We start from the raw sequence: 16,245 nt of genomic DNA, 5'->3' as shown, positions 1-16,245 counted from the left end.
GGGTCAGGCCGCAATCTCGGCGTCGAACATAACGCGCCATTCGCCGGTCAGCAGTTTCTGCATCAATCCGCGCTTGACGGCTTTGTAATGCCGATGCTTCGTCTGTAGCGCCGCGATCTTGGTTTCTACACAGGTCAGTACCTCGTTGATAGCGTTTTGCTCGGCCAGCGGAGGAACAGGTACCCGGATGTCAGCAAGTGCTGAGAGTCCCAGGGTCTTGTTTCTGCCGGCACCGCCAGGGGACGCAAGGCCAACCGAGGTTAAACCCGCCGGTGTGACCAGGTATCTGGCGATGAAGTGAACGTTGGCCATTCCGGGGTCGACGTTGCAGGTGATGTACCTATGCGAACCATACCGACCATGGTCGACAGGACCTGCAACAGCAATCGCACCTTCCCATGCGAAAACGTTCGATAGCAACAAGTCGCCGGCCTTGATGACGAAGAGCCGCTTGCTACCGACCTCCTTTCCATTCAGCGCAGGCTTGTGAAACGTACCTTTGCCAAACGAGCGGAGACCCAGCTCAGGGTAGCTTTCACTGGTTTGAACATCGACCTCTCGCCGAATTACTGGCGCGATGTCGCCCATTCGGAGGAACTGCCATGTGCTCGGGCGTGCGCCGGAACCGCGCTTCGAGAACTGCGCGTGCGGCGTCCAGCCGCCCGCGGCATCTTGGGTGCCAACGCCCCGTTCGAATAGGCTCTGTGTCAGGCCCTGCCTGAGTGTTTGGGTGGCTTCAATCTGTCGAGCAATCAGGACCAGCTTGTTATCCACGGCCTTGAGGAGGGCCGCTATCTCATGCTGTTCGCGAATGGTCGGTACCTTAATTGGATACCTGCGGAGAAAGTCCGTCGGCACGCGCTTCTGCCCCGCAGAGCCGAGCATGTTCCGCTCACCTTCTAGCCTGAAGGCGTCTGTCCGCGTGACCCAATAAATAAACGCTGGAGTTACAACGGCAGAGTTCGCCCTGAGCACATGGAACTCAGTGCTTCCGTAGCCGAGTCCTCCGAGGAGCCCTGCGACCAGTGCTCCCTTACCATTCTCGAAGCATGGCGTGATCTTGGCCACCAAAACGTCTCCGTCAGTGAAGGACGTAAAGCCGGTCGCTACCTCTTCGTAGGTCCGCACTTGTTTTGTCTGAACATGGCCGTCCTCTGAAATGTCCCCCATGGCAAGAAACGAAACCATTTCACTCTCGGACTCGGGAGTTTTCCTGCTGGGATTCACCGCTGCGACGGACCCAAGTGTTGACGACGTCCATCCAGCGGGCAGGAGGTGAGCGGACTTACTCACGCCTCCACTCCAAGGAGGCCTAGCATCTTCAGATAACCGTTTAGCTTAGCGTCAATCTGCGCTTCTTCTTTCTCCAATGATGCCAACCGCGCCAACGTTTCCACCACATCTACCGTCTCTTCGGTCAGGCCGTTGTCGATGTAGCGCGCAATATTCAGGTTGCCGTCGTTCCCCCGAATCTCGTCAAGCGTCACCACTCGGCAGTAGTTCTCCACTTCAGTTTGGCGTTCGAAGGCCGCCTTGTGGGCGCTAGCAATTCGCGTGATGTCTACCGGTCGCAGACTGCTTTGTGCTTTGCCCTCTTCGTAATCCCGGCTTGCGTCGATGATGATGACCTTGCCCTGGAGGCCGCTTGGCTTGCGCTTGTTCAGTACCAGCACGCAGGCTGGAATAGCGGTGTTGTAGAACAGCGCTGAAGGTAGACCGACGATGGCCTCGATAAGGTCTCCCGACTGCCCACCGCTGGCGGCGGCGGTGCCGAAAAGAAGCCCATTGCGAATCTTGCCTTCTTCGCCCCCGCGGAACAGCACGCCGTGCGGCAGGATGACGCCCATGCGCCCGTCGGCCTTCAGGCTGGCAAGCATGTGCTGCGCAAATGCGAGGTCAGCGTAGCTACGCGGCGGCACGCCATAAGCGAAGCGGCCAAATGGATCGCTCACCTCTTTGTAGCTGGGGGTCTTGGGCTTTTTGCCGTTGCTCGCTTCACTGTCCTTGGCGGCCTCGCTTTCCAGTTCCAGTGGCATCCACCAGGCGTTAGCAGAGAAGGGTGGGTTGGCGATGACGCGGTCAAAGGTCTTGAGATAGCCGCCGTCCAAGTGCTTAGGCTCCGCCAAGGTATCACCGCGCTCAATCGCGGCTCGCATGTTGTGCAGGTAAAGGTTGAGCTTGGCAATAGCCCAAGTGCCCAAGTTCTTCTCCTGACCGTAAAGCAGGGCGTTGGGCCGGTCGCCGATCAGCGTGCCGCCTGGCAGCTTGGCGACGTGGTGCGCGCTCTCCACCAGCATGCCACCGCTGCCGCAGGTGGGGTCGTACACGCTGTGGCCAGGCCGCGGGTCGATCAACTCCACCACCAGTTGCACCACGGCCTTCGGCGTGTAGAACTCACCGCCCTTCTTGCCGGCATCGTCGGCGAACTGCTTGATGAGGTACTCGTAGGCGTCGCCCAGCATGTCGGCCTTGTAGAGGTCAGCATTGCCTAGGCGGTATTGGTTGAAGTGGCGCAGCAGACGCTGCAGCGTCGCGTCCGAGAGCACGCGCTTGTCGCCGTACTGCGTGGCGGTCAGCACATGCTGCAGCTCGGTGTTGTTGGCCTCGATGTCAGCGAAGGCCTTGTCCAACGCCTCGCCGATGTTCTCGGTGCGGGCAATCAGGCTGGGCCAGCGGGCGTCGAGCGGGAAGACACCCCACTTGTCTTGGACCTCAGCCAGGGCATCTCGCTTGCTGAGGCCGTCTACGTCCTGCAGTTGCTGGACGCGATCCTCGAACACGTCATTGAAGCGTTTTAGGAACAGCAGACCGAAGATGTAGTTCTTGAAGTCGGACGAGTCAATGGAGCCGCGCAGGATGTTGGCGGATTCCCAGAGCCAGGATTCGAGGGTTTCGAGATTGAGTTGTTGGGCCATGTCTGTCTTGCTGTCTGTCGTTGTTTGTAGATAGGTGCGCGTGGCTTACTGCACCTCAGCAGGCCAACGCTGCTTGGTCAAGTCGCCAATTTCGTCCTGCAGCTCCACCACCTGTGCTTCGAGTTCACACAGCCGGTCGTAGTCCGCGCAGGCCTCCCTTTGGACCTCCAACGGAGGCACTGGTACCTGCATGTTGAGCAAGGTGCTTGGGCTGATGTGCTGCACACCAGCGCCCACTTGAAGCCCTTCGAGTTGGGCTTGTCCGTGAGGTGACCTCAAGTACATGAGCAGGTATTGCGGAAGGACGCGGTCGCTTGATGGCCGCAGTGCCAGGCAGCTCTGCGAGACCACAGTCGGTCGATCTTGCACAGCGTCGCCCATCAAGGCCGCTTTGCCTACTGTCCCTTTGATGGAGAACACGATGTCGCCGGGCTGTACTAGCGCGGCGGTCTTTGGGGAGGTTTTTAGGTAGGTCGTTTTCTCGAGTTCATGGCTAATGCTCTTCCAGTGGTTCAGGTCCTGCTGACCGACTTCCGCCACTTCGAATGGGCTTGGGTCCTTGGACGTTGTCGGAGGGCGCAACGCCATGCAGATGTCGCCCAGGGGAACGGCGCTCGCACCGAGGTCGGCGACGCGGCGAAGGTAGCGCGAGGGTGCCAGGCTGTGCTCGTTCGCTGCGATTTCGTCGCGGCTGACGTATCGAGCCTTTTGAGTCGTCGCCTTACCCAGCGCGATGTCGCGCCCGGCCGCGACGATGGCGCCCGCTTCTTGCAGCGACCTCCGGCCGCTGCCGAGGTCGGCCATGTATACGTCGTCGGTGCCACCACCCGGGTTAATGACCAGCAGTGCGCCTGCGATGCCTGTTGCACCAAACACGCCCGGAGGCAATGAGATGACGGCCTCGACCTCGTTGCACTCACCACCGCGCTGCAGTAGGTATTCGCGGAGACGCTGCTCCTGGCCCTTAGCAAACAGCACACCCTGAGTTGCGACGAAGACTGCTCGCTTGTTGGCGCGATTCACAAACTCGTGGATCGCCCAGGACTCACTGCGGGCGAAATGCTCGAGGCCCTTGCCGCCGCTTGCGTCCCACATGGCCAAGCGACTGTCTTTCACCTGCAAGCCGAACGGCGGCATGACCAGTGAGTAGTCGGCGCGGCTGATTGGGCGGCCTGCGCTGTCTCGGTCGACTTCGCGGCGAACATTTGGATGGTCCGGCTGGCCGGCTTCGATGGTCAGAAGCAGTTGTGCGGGAAGCGTCCAAGCCAGAAGCGGGGAAGCAGCCAGCACGCGCCACCCACGTCGCAATGCTTCAATCGTCAGCTGTCCCCGAAGGTCAAAGGGAATCCAGAGTTCACAGGCATCCGGCGCGCCAAGCAAGTCGAACAGCAGCGCAGCCAACTCGGGGACAACGGTGCCTTCGGCCTCGCCTCGCCGAGCTCCGCCATCAATGAAGCAGGGGAGAACATCCCAAGGTAAATCGCCAAGCTCGCGATGGAGTTCGACCAGGATGCTGGTCGCTGCCGCACGACGCCCCAGGTCTTGAATTGACTTGGACGTGCGCTGAGCAACAGCATGGTCCATGCCTTCCGCTGGATAGCCCGCTTCGACCAGCGCCTTCCATGCATCTAGTTCAGCCAGCTGGTGAATGGTTGCAGCGACATTGGAGTTGCCGACTGTGACCATGCGGCCGGCGGCCAGCCAGGCCAACGCAAAGAGCCAGGCTTCGCCGTAACCGTCCTTGCGGGCAAGCTCAACCAGTTGGGAGAAGGCGCGGGCGGCTGGGGATTCGAATCGCATCATGTTCAGCGTCCCTCAGTCGAAGCGATGGCCAACAGTGATGACCGTGTTGTCCTCAGTGCTCACTACCGCGTAAACGCCGGCGAGCGCTTCGACTTGCTGGGTGCGCCCCAAAGCGCGCTGCAGTGACGCGACAGACTCGGACGTCATCAGATAACGAATGCCGCCCTTGCCATCGAACTCGCGCTGGCCATACGCCAACACCAGTGGCAGAGATACCCGGTTGATGCAGCGCTGCTGTGCGCGCTTGTCAGCGTGGCGTGACAGTCGCGCCGGACGGCGGCTGTTTGCTTGATAGTCTTGGTTGCTGTAGCCCACGGTGTTCACCTCCATGTCGATGGAATGAATTGTAGCACGCTACAGAAATTTATTTCAAATTATTTTTCAACAGCTGCCGTGACTGTCGCTTAATCCAATCAAGAGCGCGAGCCCCATAGCTCCTGGCTTCTTGGGCTCTACTTCAAGTAATCGATCGCCTTACACAAGGGGAGCCCAACACTATCAAAGCAAAAAGGTCGTCGATGCACGGCGGAGAGGCAGAACTTTGCCGCGAGTTCGGCAAAACTTTGCGCGCGTCCACAGCAGCCTACACGTCGATATTCGCCGCCCGCAGCGCATTCTGCTCAATGAACTCCCGCCGCGGCTCCACCTCATCCCCCATCAGCATCGTGAACACGCGGTCCGCTTCGATCGCATCGTCGATCTGCACGCGCAGCAGGCGTCGCACGTTCGGGTCCATCGTCGTTTCCCACAACTGCTCGGGGTTCATCTCGCCCAGCCCCTTGTAGCGCTGGCGCGAGGTGGTGCGCTCGGCTTCGCTGATCAGCCATTTCATCGCGATGCGGAAGTCGCCCACGCGTTCTTCCTTGGCACGCTCGCCTTCGCCGCGCTTCACCACGGCCTGGTCCGACAGCAGGCCGCGAAAGGTGTTGGCTGCCTCGGCCAGCGCGGCGTAATCAGCGCCGTGGACGAAGTCCTGCGTGATGACGCTGCTCTTGATGTTGCCGTGATGGCGCCGACTGATGCGCAGCAGCGGCTTGTCGGTGCGCACGTCGAACTCGCTGGCCACTTCGGCCGGCACGCCGGTGGTGTTGAGTTCGCGCAGCTTCGTTTGCAGGGCCACGGCCGACGCTTCGGCGCTGGCGGTCGTGTCGAGGTCCAGCCGCACGCCGTCGGCGATCGCGCGCAACGCTTCGGCGTCCATGAAGTTGCGCAACCGCGCGATCACAGCCTCGGCCAACTGGTGCTTGCGCGCCAGTTCGGCCAGCGTGTCGCCGCTGAGGGTGGCTGACTTCTCGCCGCCCGTCTCGATGCTCGCGTCCTTCAACGCCACCTTCAGCAGGAAGGCATCCAGCGCAGGCCCGTCCTTCAGGTACTGCTCTTCCTTGCCGACCTTCACCTTGTAGAGCGGAGGCTGCGCGATGTAGATGTGGCCGCGCTCCACCAACTCCGGCATCTGCCGGTAGAAAAAGGTTAGCAGCAGCGTGCGGATGTGCGCGCCGTCCACGTCGGCGTCGGTCATGATGATGATGCGGTGGTAGCGCAGCTTGGCGACGTTGAAGTCGTCCGCGCCGCCGCCCGCCGTGGTCGCCCCGGCGCGGCCGATGCCGGTGCCGAGCGCGGTGATCATGGTCAGGATTTCGTTGCTGGTCAGCAGCTTCTCGTAGCGCGCCTTCTCGACGTTCAGGATCTTGCCGCGCAGCGGCAGGATGGCCTGGAACTTCCGGTCGCGGCCCTGCTTGGCGGAACCGCCGGCGGAGTCGCCCTCCACCAGGTAGACCTCGCACAGCGCCGGGTCCTTTTCCTGGCAATCGGCCAGCTTGCCGGGCAGGCCCATGCCGTCGAGCACGCCCTTGCGGCGCGTCATCTCGCGTGCCTTGCGGGCGGCTTCGCGCGCGCGGGCCGCCTCGACGATCTTGCCGCAGATGATCTTGGCGTCGTTCGGGCGTTCCTGCAGGTAGTCGTTCAGCAGCTTGCCGACGATGTCTTCCACCGGCGCGCGCACTTCGCTGGACACCAGCTTGTCCTTGGTCTGGCTGGAGAACTTGGGCTCGGGCACTTTCACGCTCAGCACGCAGCACAGGCCTTCGCGCATGTCGTCGCCGGTGACCTCGACCTTCGCCTTCTTGGCGAACTCGTTTTCTTCGATGTACTTGTTGATGACGCGGGTCATCGCGGCGCGAAGGCCGGTGAGGTGGGTGCCGCCATCACGCTGCGGGATGTTGTTGGTGAAGCAGAGGACCTGCTCGTTGTAGCCGCTGTTCCACTGCATCGCGACCTCGACGCCGATGTGCGTGCCGGGGATGCCGCCGTAGGTGTCGGCCGGGCGCTCGCCCTCCGCATAGAACGAGTTCGGGTGCAGGACAGTCTTGCCCTTGTTGATGAACTCCACGAAGCCGCGCACGCCGCCGGCGCCCGAGAAGTCGTCTTCCTTGCCGGTGCGCTCGTCCTTCAGGCGAATGCGAACGCCGTTGTTCAGGAAGCTCAGTTCGCGCAGGCGCTTGCTGAGGATCTCGTAGTGGAAGTCCGAGTTCTCCTTGAAGATCTGGACGTCGGGCAGGAAGTGCACCTCGGTGCCGCGCTTGTCGGTGTCGCCGATGACCTTCATGGGCGAGACTTCGACACCGTCCACCGTGTCGATCAGCCGGTTCTGCACGAACCCACGGCTGAATTCGAGCTCATGGATCTTGCCTTCACGGCGCACCACCAGGCGCAGCATGACGCTGAGTGCGTTCACGCAACTCACGCCCACGCCGTGGAGGCCGCCGGAGACCTTGTAGCTGTTCTGGTTGAACTTGCCACCGGCATGCAGTTCGGTCAGCGCGATCTCCGCTGCCGAGCGCCTGGGCTCGTGCTTGTCGTCCATCTTCACGCCGGTCGGGATGCCGCGGCCGTTGTCGGTGACGGAGATGGAGTTGTCGGTGTGGATGGTGACGACGATGTCGTCGCAGTGGCCGGCCAACGCCTCGTCGATGGAGTTGTCCACCACTTCGAACACGAGGTGATGCAAACCGGTGCCGTCGGACGTATCGCCGATGTACATGCCGGGGCGCTTGCGCACCGCTTCCAGGCCTTCGAGGATCGTGATGGAGCCTTCGCCGTACGAGGTGTCGGGCGGGGTGATTTCAATCGGAATCGCACTGTCGATTTCCGGGGTGTAGACCGGTTCGGTGTGCGGTACTTCGGGCTTGTTCTCTTCGCTCATCACTTTCCTTCCTCGGGCGACTCGGTGCGAGTCACCGTTCTCTCTGTTCCAGGGATACCGCGGAACTGGCGTTGCCAAGGCTGCGGCATCGCCCCCTGCAAGGGGGCAGGCTGCTCACATCAAGTGAGGCCAAACGACCGTATTGCTATATCCGCATCGGCATCACGACGTATTTGAACGAAGCGTTTTCCGGAATGGTCAGCAGCGCGGAGCTGTTCGAATCGGCCAACTCCAGCTTGACCATGTCCTGGCTCATGTTGGCCAGCGCCTCGATCAGGTACGTGACGTTGAAGCCGATCTCGATCGCGTCGCCGCCATAGTCGATGTCGAGCTCGTCCTGCGCTTCCTCCTGCTCGGCGTTGTTCGACGCGATGCGCAGCGTGCCGGGCTCGATGTTGAGGCGCACGCCCTTGAATTTCTCGCTCGTCAGGATGGCGGTGCGCTGCAGGCTGGCCAGCAGCGGCGCGCGGCCCAGCGTCACGGTGTTCTTGTGATTCTTGGGAATCACGCGGTTGTAGTCGGGGAACTTGCCCTCGACCAGCTTGGTGACGAACTCCATGCCGCCGAAGCTGAACTTCGCCTGGTTGCTCGCGAACTGCATCTCGATGACGGGCTGGTCTTCGCCACCGGCATCGCTGAGCAGGCGCTGCATTTCCAGCACCGTCTTGCGCGGCAGGATCACTTCCTGGCGCGGCACCTCGACGTCGAGCGTGGCCGACGCAAAGGCCAGCCGGTGGCCGTCGGTCGCGACCAGGCTCAGCTGCTTGCCTTCGGCGACGAACAGGATGCCGTTCAGGTAGTAGCGGATGTCATGCACCGCCATCGAGAAGGAGACCTGGCTCAGCAAGTCCTTGAGCGTCTTCTGCGGCACGCTGAACACCGGGCCGAAGCTCGCGGCTTCCTGGACCAGCGGAAAGTCCTCGGCCGGAAGCGATTGCAAGGTGAAGCGGCTCTTGCCGCCCTTCAACACCAGCTTGCTGGCGCTCGATTCCAGGCTCACCGTCTGGTCGGCCGGCATGGTGCGCAGGATGTCGATGAGCTTGCGCGCTCCGACGGTCGTCGTGAAGTTGCCCTCGTCGCCGCCGAGTTCGGCGGTGGTGCGGATCTGGATTTCGAGATCGCTTGTCGTCAGTTGCAGTTGCCCGCCAGTCTTGCGGATCAATACGTTGGCCAGGATGGGCAATGTGTGGCGGCGCTCCACGATGCCGGACACCGATTGCAGTGCGGCGAGGACTTTGTCTTGTGTGGCCTTCAGGACGATCATGCTTGGCTCTTCCAGTCTTTCTTTGAATTGCGTTCCAACACTTTGAGGATCATCAGCCCTTGAGCGTTTGCTCGAGGACGTGCAGTTGCTGATTCAGTTCGGTGAGTTGCTGCCGCTCGCCGGAGATCTTGCGCACCGCGTGCAGCACGGTCGTGTGGTCGCGTCCGCCGAACAGTTCGCCGATCTCCGGCAGGCTCTTCTGCGTGAGTTCCTTGGCCAGGTACATCGCGATCTGGCGCGGCCGCGCGATGCTGGCCGGGCGCTTCTTGCTGTACATGTCGGCGACCTTGATCTTGTAGTAGTCGGCCACCGTCTTCTGGATGTTCTCCACCGAGATCTGGCGGTTCTGGATCGACAGCAGGTCGCGCAGCGCCTCGCGCGCGAGCGCGATCGAGATCTCTTTCTGGTTGAAGCGCGAGTACGCGAGGATCTTGCGCAGCGCGCCCTCGAGTTCGCGCACGTTGGAGCGCACGTTCTTCGCCACGAAGAAGGCGACTTCCTCCGGCATCTCCGCCGACTCGGCGCGCGCCTTGTTGATCAGGATGGCCACGCGCATCTCGAGCTCAGGTGGCTCGATGGCCACCGTGAGCCCCGAATCGAAGCGCGACACCAGCCGCTCGTGGATGTCGGCCAGACCCTTGGGATAGGTGTCGCTGGTCATCACGATGTGCGACTTCTTGGCGAGCAAGGCTTCGAAGGCGTTGAAGAACTCTTCCTGCGTGCGGTCCTTGTTGGCGAAGAACTGGACGTCGTCGATCAGCAGCAGATCGAGCGAGTGGTAGCGCTCCTTGAATTCATCGAAAGTCTTGCGCTGATAGGCCTTGACCACATCCGACACGAACTGCTCGGCATGGATGTAGAGAACTTTCGATTCGGGCCGGTCCTGGAGCAAGCGGTTACCCACAGCGTGCATCAAGTGGGTCTTGCCCAAACCAACGCCACCGTAGATAAAAAGCGGGTTGTAGAGGTGCCCCGGCATGCCGGCCACGTGCATGGCCGCGGCGCGCGCCATGCGGTTGGCCGTGCCCTCCACCAGGGTCTCGAAAGTGAGACCGGAATTGAGGCGGTTCTTGAAACCCGTGGCGACCGGGTCCTCGCCGGGTCCGGCCACGTCGCGGGGCACGTCCGTCTCCGCAAGCGCCACCATGGGTGAAGACCGCACGGGCATTTCGCGCGGAGCAAGCGCTAACTCAACTGCCACTGGCTGGCCATAAAGCTTCTCTGCCATGGCGGCGATGCGGCCAGCGTACTGGGCGCGGATCCAGTCCAGCTTGAAGCGGTTGGCCACGAACACGGTCATGCGCGACAGGTCGTCGGCGACCTGCGCGGTGAGCGGTTTGATCCAGGTGTTGAACTGCTGTTCGGACAGCTCCTGCGCGAGCTGGTCGACGCAAGCCTGCCACAGGCTGTCGCCGATGCTGTCAGTCGACATGGGGCTGCGGACGAATGGTGAAACCCTCTGTCATCTCTTGTTTGTGTTGTGGATATTTGCTGTGCGAAGCGCCGGGCATTCTAACTTGTCAAAAACTTATCCACACGTCCGCGACGTGCCGGGAAAGCCCGAGTAAACCTGCCGACATTGTTGCCACACAAAATGTCTGCGATAATCGCGGGTTTCCCTGAATGCCTCTTAGTGTGTGTGTTTCGGGGGCGTCCGGCGCGTCGACAGTCATCCGACATCGATCGATGAGCCAGACTAATCAGGAAGAACCATCATGAAACGCACCTACCAAGCCTCCAAAGTCCGCCGCGCCCGTACCCACGGTTTCCTTGTCCGCATGAAGACCCGCGGCGGCCGCGCTGTCATCAACGCACGTCGCGCCAAGGGCCGCAAGCGCCTGGCCGTCTGACGGCAGCCTCGCGGGCGCCGTTGCCGGCAACCAGTCCATCGGAGCCATCGCCCGCAACTTCTGCAGGCGCATCGGCTTCCATGCAACGGCTCAAGACCCGCGCGCAATTCCAGGCCGTCCTCGCGGGTTCCACCGTGGCGCGCACTGCTCACTTCGCCCTGCACCGTTGTGCGCTCGATGGCCCATCGCTTTCCGCTGAACCCCCCACTGCCGCTGCGCCGCTGTTCACCGTCGACGACGTGTGGATCGGCGCCATGGTGCCCAAGCGCTGGGCCAAGCGGGCGGTGACGCGCAATGCGATCAAGCGTCAGGTCTACAACGTGAGCGCCCAGTCGGGCGCCGCCTTGCCGCGCGCGGCGCATGTGGTGCGCCTGCGCGCCGCCTTCGATCGCAAGGAATTCATCAGCGCCAGCTCCGAGAAGCTGAAGGCGGCCGTACGCGCCGAGCTTCAGCAACTGCTGGCGCGCGCCACTGCCACGTCCGCGGGCGCCGCAACCGCCAGCAGGAAGGCGAGGCCGTGATGCAGCGGCTGCTGGTCGGCTTGGTCAAGGCCTACCGGCTATTGCTGAGCCCATGGCTCGGCGCATCCTGCCGCTTCGAGCCGACCTGCTCGGTCTACGCCATCGAGGCGCTGCAGGCGCATGGCGCCGCGCGCGGCAGCTATCTCACGCTCAAACGATTGACCCGCTGCCAGCCCTGGTGCAAAGGCGGGCATGATCCAGTGCCGCCTGCAGGGGGGTCTGCGAAGACTGATTCAGGCGCGCTGTTCACATCTCTCATCTCCGACAAGAAGTCTTCTTCATGAACGATATCCGCCGAACCATCCTGTGGGTGATCTTTGGTTTCTCACTGGTGCTCCTGTGGGACCAGTGGCAGGTCTACAACGGCAACAAGCCGACTTTCCTCAGTGCGCCCCATCCTGCGGCCACCCAGCCGGCCGCTCCCGGCGCAGCCACGCAAGGCGCCGTGCCGGCCGCTGCTGGCGCCCCTGGCAACGCAACCGCCGTGCCGGCACAAGCGACTGCGCCGGTGGGTGAAAAGCTGACCGTGTCGACGGACGTGTTCAAGGCAACGATCGATGCCCAGGGCGGCACGCTGTCGCAACTCGAACTGCGCAAGTACGTCGACCAGACCAACAACGGCGGCCTGATCGAGACCTTCAAGAAGATGATCGGCCAGCCGGTGGCGCCGAACGAGATCAAGGACGTGACCTTGATGGAAGACGGCTCGCCGGCCACGCGCTACGTCGCGCAGACCGGCCTGCTGAACCCGGTCGACACGGGAGAACGCTTTCCCAACCACCTGGGCCAGATGACCGCCAAGCCCGGCCCGCGCGAAATGGCCGACGGCCAGAACACGCTGGAAGTGGTGTTCGAGTCGCAACCCGTGGGCGGCCTCAAGTATGTCAAGACCTACCTGTTCACGCGCGGCGACTACTCCATCCGCGTGAAGCACCAGGTCGTGAACACCACCGACCAGCCGCGTGACGCGCAGCTCTACCTGCAGTTCGTGCGCCATGGCACCGTGGCCTCCAGCACGATGTTCGGCACCAACACCTTCACCGGCCCGGCGATCTACACCGACGAGAAGAAATTCCACAAGGTCGACTTCAAGGACATCGAGAAGAAGAAGGTCGAAGTCCCTCCGGCCGCCAACAACGGCTGGATCGCGATGGTGCAGCATTACTTTGTCTCGGCCTGGCTGCTGAATGCGCCGGACAGCAAGGAACTGAAGCGCGAGTTCCGCGTGGCCGACCTCGGCAACAACCAGTTCTCGGTGGCCATGGTGCTGCCGCTCAACAAGCTGGCTCCGGGCGCCAGCCAGACCATCGACACCGACCTGTTCGCCGGGCCTGAAGAAGAAAAGAAGCTCGAGGCGCTCGCCCCCGGCCTTGAACTGGTCAAGGACTACGGCATCTTCGCGATCATCTCCAAGCCGCTCTACTGGCTGCTGAACCAGTTGCACAGCCTGCTGGGCAACTGGGGCTGGTCGATCGTCGCGCTGGTGGTGCTGCTGAAGGCGGCCTTCTACTGGCTGAACGCCAAGGCCTACGCGAGCATGGCCAAGATGAAGGCCATCAACCCGAAGATCACCGAGATGCGCGAGCGCATGAAGGACAAGCCGCAGGAAATGCAGGCCGAGATGATGCGGATCTACCGCGAGGAAAAGGTCAACCCGATGGGCGGCTGCTTCCCCATCGTGATCCAGATCCCGGTGTTCATTGCGTTGTACTGGGTGCTGCTGTCGTCGGTGGAAATGCGGCATGCCCCATGGGTCCTGTGGATCCATGACCTCTCGGCACCCGATCCATGGTTCATCCTGCCGGTCGTCATGACGGCGACCTCGCTGTTCCAGACCTGGCTCAACCCGACCCCGCCGGACCCGATGCAGGCCAAGCTGATGTGGATCATGCCGCTCGCGTTCAGCGTGATGTTCATCTTCTTCCCGGCCGGCCTGGTGCTGTACTGGATCACCAACAACTCGCTGTCGATCCTGCAGCAGTGGTTCATCAACAAGCGACTGGGCGTGCTCGGCAAGAAGTGATGCCTGATCCGGCAAAGCCGGATGACCGCCAATCCCCGAAGGGCCGCTCCATGCGGCCCTTTAGTTTTGTGTCTGGAAGAATGTCCCCCATGCTTGCCCACGCCGCGGACCCGATCGTTGCCATTGCCACCGCACCCGGACGCGGTGCTGTCGGCATCGTGCGCGTCTCGGGCGCGCGCCTCGCGCCCTTGATCGAAGCGCTTTGTGCCAAGCCGCTGAAGCCACGTGAAGCGACCTACCTGCCCTTTCGCGATGCCGCCGGCGAGCCGGTCGACCATGGGCTGGCCATCCACTTTCCGGCGCCGCACTCCTTCACCGGCGAGGACGTGCTGGAGTTGCAGGCGCACGGCGGCATGGTGGTGCTGCAGTTGCTGCTGGCCCGTTGCCTGGAGGCGGCGAGTGAAGTCGATGCCGCCAGCGGTCGCGCACGGCTGCCTGGCCTGCGCGTGGCGCAACCGGGTGAGTTCAGCCAGCGCGCGTTCCTGAATGGCAAGGTCGACCTGGCGCAGGCCGAGGCAATCGCCGACCTGATCGACGCCAGCACCGAAGCCGCCGCGCGCAGCGCCGGCCGCTCCTTGTCTGGCGCTTTCTCGCGCGAGATCCATGTGCTGCGCGATGCGCTGATCCACCTGCGCATGCTGGTCGAAGCGACGCTCGACTTTCCGGAAGAAGACATCGATTTCCTCCAGAAAGCCGATGCAACCGGCCAGCTCGCCGCGCTCCAGGCGCAGCTGGCCACGGTTCAACTGCGCGCGCGCCAGGGCGCCCTGTTGCGCGAAGGCATCAAGGTGGTCATCGCGGGCCAGCCGAACGCGGGCAAGAGTTCGTTGCTGAACGCGCTGGCCGGCGCTGAGCTGGCGATCGTCAGCGCCATTCCAGGCACCACGCGCGACGTGGTGGCCAAGACCATCCAGATCCATGGCGTGCCGGTGCATGTGGCGGACACAGCCGGCCTGCGGCAAAGCAGCGACGAGGTCGAGCAGATCGGCATCGCGCGCGCGTGGAGCCAGATCGAATCGGCCGACGCGGTGCTGTTCCTGCACGACCTCACGCGTGCGGACCGGCCGGACTATGCCGCGGGCGATGCCGACATCCTGGATTCACTCCGGCAAAAGCTGCCGGCCGGCGTGCCGGTGCTGGACGTCTGGAACAAGCATGACGCGGTCACCAACTTGTCGCCGCAGCATGAGGGATTGAGCCTGTCGGCAAAGACCGGCTTCGGCATCGAGGCCCTTCGCACGCGCTTGCTCGAGATCGCGGGTTGGCAGGCCGTCCCCGACGGCGTGTATCTGGCCCGGGCCCGCCATGTGCATGCGCTGGCGCGGGTCTCGGAGCATCTGTCCCTGGCTGCGGACCGGCTGGCCGCACGCCAACCGGCATTGGACTTGCTCGCCGAAGAGCTCCGCCTGGCACAGAACGCGCTCAACGAGATCACTGGCGCCTTCGGTGCCGATGAGCTATTGGGCGTGATATTTTCTCGTTTTTGCATCGGCAAGTAACACGAACGGTTTAAATTTGTGACAATTGTTCCCGCGAGTATGTCGATTCCCGCATACTCCATCCGGCCACCGAGGGTTGAATCCATGTCTTCCGCCATCCAGGAACTTTGCCGCGCCATTGCGCAGAACACGAGCTATGACGCCTTCGCTCCCGCCTTCACGCAGGCGCAGTGGGACATCCTGGGCGCCTACCTGCAACAGATCGACATGCCCGCCGGGCAAGCGCTCATCAACCAGGGCACGCAGGACCGCACGCTGTTTTTCATTGAAAGCGGCGCGCTGAGCGTGCATGTGGTGGGCGAAGAGGGGCAAATGCAGCTCGCGATCCTCAATCCGGGCTCGGTCGTCGGCGAAGGGGCATTCTTCTCGCGGCTGCCGCGCTCGGCCAATGTGGTCGCCACGGGCTCCGCGCGCGTCTGGCGCCTGAGCCCGATTCGCTTTGCCGAACTGGCCAATCGCCAGCCTGTCGTGGCCCTCGAACTGACACTGGCGCTCGGTTCCGTGATTGCCCGGCGCATGGTCAACAAGCCCAAGCGCGTGGCGGTTACCTGATGCTGGCGCGACCTCGCCAGTCGCTGGTCACGGTTACAAGCTGAATGAAAGGCGCTGTCATGTCTGTGGTATGCGCGGCATGCGCCGCAACAAACCGCGATGCCGCCAGGTTCTGCAAGAACTGCGGGACCAAGCTGTCGTCGGCGGCCGCGCCGGCGCGCGCGGTTTCGGTCGCCCCCGAGGCCGCGGACGATGCCGCTTGGCCGGCGACTGCGCCCGCGCCATTGGCCCGCGCGCCGGAATTGGCGGTGGGCGTGTTCGATCCCAGCGTTCCTGCGCCTGCGCCGCCGCCCCGTCCGGCATCGGCATCGGCATCGGCATCGGCATCGGCATCGGCATCGGCATCGGCATCGGCATCGGCATCGGAGCGAGAGCGGGAAGGCACTGCGGAGTTCAAGCGCGGCGGGGTCGGCCTGACGCCGGCTGCGCCGGCCAGACGGACCGCCGCGCCCGAGGCGAGCGCGCCTGTGTCGAGCCCGCCATCTCCTGCAAGACGGGCATCCACACCCGCACCACAGCCTCCCGGGAATCCGACACTCCATCGCAGCATCGGCCTCGCCGTCCTGGTGGTTGCCTTGGCGGGGGCAGGCGCCTGGTACGCCGTGCGTGGCAACAA

The 16,245-nt window shown here is 62.9% G+C and carries 13 protein-coding genes and 1 pseudogene; 6 read left to right on the top strand and 8 right to left on the bottom strand.

What is annotated here, in order from left to right:
* Positions 1-3: 3 nt before the first annotated feature.
* The 7 genes from HB681_RS35420 to dnaA form a co-directional block, all read right to left on the bottom strand.
* On the bottom strand, positions 4-1,293 hold the full coding sequence (locus HB681_RS35420; RefSeq protein ID WP_213959574.1) for a restriction endonuclease subunit S: 1,290 nt from the start codon (positions 1,291-1,293) through the stop codon (positions 4-6).
* Complete coding sequence (locus tag HB681_RS35415) at positions 1,290-2,915, bottom strand: class I SAM-dependent DNA methyltransferase (protein WP_213959573.1); 1,626 nt, start codon at positions 2,913-2,915, stop codon at positions 1,290-1,292. Before HB681_RS35415 ends, HB681_RS35420 begins: the two co-directional genes overlap by 4 nt.
* A 45-nt stretch (positions 2,916-2,960) precedes the next feature.
* Positions 2,961-4,718, bottom strand: a complete 1,758-nt coding sequence (locus HB681_RS35410) for a type I restriction-modification system subunit M/S (protein WP_213959572.1) — start codon at positions 4,716-4,718, stop codon at positions 2,961-2,963.
* 12 nt (positions 4,719-4,730) lie between these two features.
* Positions 4,731-5,048 (bottom strand): hypothetical protein, encoded by a 318-nt coding sequence (locus HB681_RS35405; protein ID WP_213959571.1) that lies wholly within the window; start codon positions 5,046-5,048, stop codon positions 4,731-4,733.
* A gap of 253 nt (positions 5,049-5,301) precedes the next feature.
* Entirely contained in the window at positions 5,302-7,920 is a 2,619-nt protein-coding gene (gyrB, locus tag HB681_RS35400; RefSeq protein WP_213959570.1) for a DNA topoisomerase (ATP-hydrolyzing) subunit B, read from the bottom strand.
* Between the two features lie 145 nt (positions 7,921-8,065).
* Positions 8,066-9,184, bottom strand: coding sequence for a DNA polymerase III subunit beta (dnaN, locus tag HB681_RS35395; RefSeq protein ID WP_213959569.1), 1,119 nt, complete (start codon positions 9,182-9,184; stop codon positions 8,066-8,068).
* A gap of 52 nt (positions 9,185-9,236) precedes the next feature.
* Positions 9,237-10,616, bottom strand: a complete 1,380-nt coding sequence (gene dnaA, locus HB681_RS35390; protein WP_213959568.1) for a chromosomal replication initiator protein DnaA — start codon at positions 10,614-10,616, stop codon at positions 9,237-9,239.
* 283 nt (positions 10,617-10,899) lie between these two features.
* On the opposite strand from dnaA, the gene rpmH reads away from it, so the two are divergent.
* The 6 genes from rpmH to HB681_RS35360 all read left to right on the top strand — a co-directional run bounded on the left by rpmH (position 10,900) and on the right by HB681_RS35360 (position 15,629).
* Positions 10,900-11,034, top strand: a complete 135-nt coding sequence (rpmH, locus tag HB681_RS35385) for a 50S ribosomal protein L34 (RefSeq protein ID WP_007834827.1) — start codon at positions 10,900-10,902, stop codon at positions 11,032-11,034.
* Between the two features lie 80 nt (positions 11,035-11,114).
* A complete protein-coding gene (locus HB681_RS35380; RefSeq protein WP_213959567.1) occupies positions 11,115-11,555 on the top strand; it encodes a ribonuclease P protein component in 441 nt (146 codons plus the stop codon).
* Positions 11,555-11,839, top strand: a complete 285-nt coding sequence (gene yidD / locus HB681_RS35375) for a membrane protein insertion efficiency factor YidD (RefSeq protein WP_213959566.1) — start codon at positions 11,555-11,557, stop codon at positions 11,837-11,839. The genes HB681_RS35380 and yidD overlap by 1 nt, the downstream gene beginning before the upstream one ends.
* Positions 11,836-13,578, top strand: coding sequence for a membrane protein insertase YidC (yidC, locus tag HB681_RS35370; protein ID WP_213959565.1), 1,743 nt, complete (start codon positions 11,836-11,838; stop codon positions 13,576-13,578). Before yidD ends, yidC begins: the two co-directional genes overlap by 4 nt.
* Positions 13,579-13,667: 89 nt before the next feature.
* Positions 13,668-15,077, top strand: coding sequence for a tRNA uridine-5-carboxymethylaminomethyl(34) synthesis GTPase MnmE (mnmE, locus tag HB681_RS35365; RefSeq protein ID WP_213959564.1), 1,410 nt, complete (start codon positions 13,668-13,670; stop codon positions 15,075-15,077).
* An 84-nt stretch (positions 15,078-15,161) separates the two neighbouring features.
* Positions 15,162-15,629 (top strand): cyclic nucleotide-binding domain-containing protein, encoded by a 468-nt coding sequence (locus tag HB681_RS35360; protein ID WP_213959563.1) that lies wholly within the window; start codon positions 15,162-15,164, stop codon positions 15,627-15,629.
* On the opposite strand, the pseudogene HB681_RS35355 reads toward HB681_RS35360, so the two are convergent.
* Positions 15,622-16,245, bottom strand: a pseudogene (locus HB681_RS35355) (hypothetical protein); the annotation flags it as partial. The gene HB681_RS35360 and the pseudogene HB681_RS35355 sit on opposite strands and share 8 nt — an antisense overlap.

This window comes from Variovorax sp. dw_954, assembly GCF_018449755.1.
In the GTDB taxonomy this organism is placed as follows: domain Bacteria; phylum Pseudomonadota; class Gammaproteobacteria; order Burkholderiales; family Burkholderiaceae_C; genus Variovorax.
The sequence above is the reverse complement of the archived record's forward strand: the minus strand, read 5'-3'. Positions and strand labels throughout refer to the sequence as shown.

What these genes read in the sequence shown, in the direction of transcription:
- HB681_RS35415 (WP_213959573.1), bottom strand. Translation starts at nt 2,915, where the DNA reads ATGGCCCAACAACTCAATCTCGAAACCCTCGAATCCTGGCTCTGGGAA.
- HB681_RS35410 (WP_213959572.1), bottom strand. Translation starts at nt 4,718, where the DNA reads ATGATGCGATTCGAATCCCCAGCCGCCCGCGCCTTCTCCCAACTGGTT.
- HB681_RS35405 (WP_213959571.1), bottom strand. Translation starts at nt 5,048, where the DNA reads ATGGAGGTGAACACCGTGGGCTACAGCAACCAAGACTATCAAGCAAAC.
- gyrB (WP_213959570.1), bottom strand. Translation starts at nt 7,920, where the DNA reads ATGAGCGAAGAGAACAAGCCCGAAGTACCGCACACCGAACCGGTCTAC.
- dnaN (WP_213959569.1), bottom strand. Translation starts at nt 9,184, where the DNA reads ATGATCGTCCTGAAGGCCACACAAGACAAAGTCCTCGCCGCACTGCAA.
- dnaA (WP_213959568.1), bottom strand. Translation starts at nt 10,616, where the DNA reads ATGTCGACTGACAGCATCGGCGACAGCCTGTGGCAGGCTTGCGTCGAC.
- rpmH (WP_007834827.1), top strand. Translation starts at nt 10,900, where the DNA reads ATGAAACGCACCTACCAAGCCTCCAAAGTCCGCCGCGCCCGTACCCAC.
- HB681_RS35380 (WP_213959567.1), top strand. Translation starts at nt 11,115, where the DNA reads ATGCAACGGCTCAAGACCCGCGCGCAATTCCAGGCCGTCCTCGCGGGT.
- yidD (WP_213959566.1), top strand. Translation starts at nt 11,555, where the DNA reads ATGCAGCGGCTGCTGGTCGGCTTGGTCAAGGCCTACCGGCTATTGCTG.
- yidC (WP_213959565.1), top strand. Translation starts at nt 11,836, where the DNA reads ATGAACGATATCCGCCGAACCATCCTGTGGGTGATCTTTGGTTTCTCA.
- mnmE (WP_213959564.1), top strand. Translation starts at nt 13,668, where the DNA reads ATGCTTGCCCACGCCGCGGACCCGATCGTTGCCATTGCCACCGCACCC.
- HB681_RS35360 (WP_213959563.1), top strand. Translation starts at nt 15,162, where the DNA reads ATGTCTTCCGCCATCCAGGAACTTTGCCGCGCCATTGCGCAGAACACG.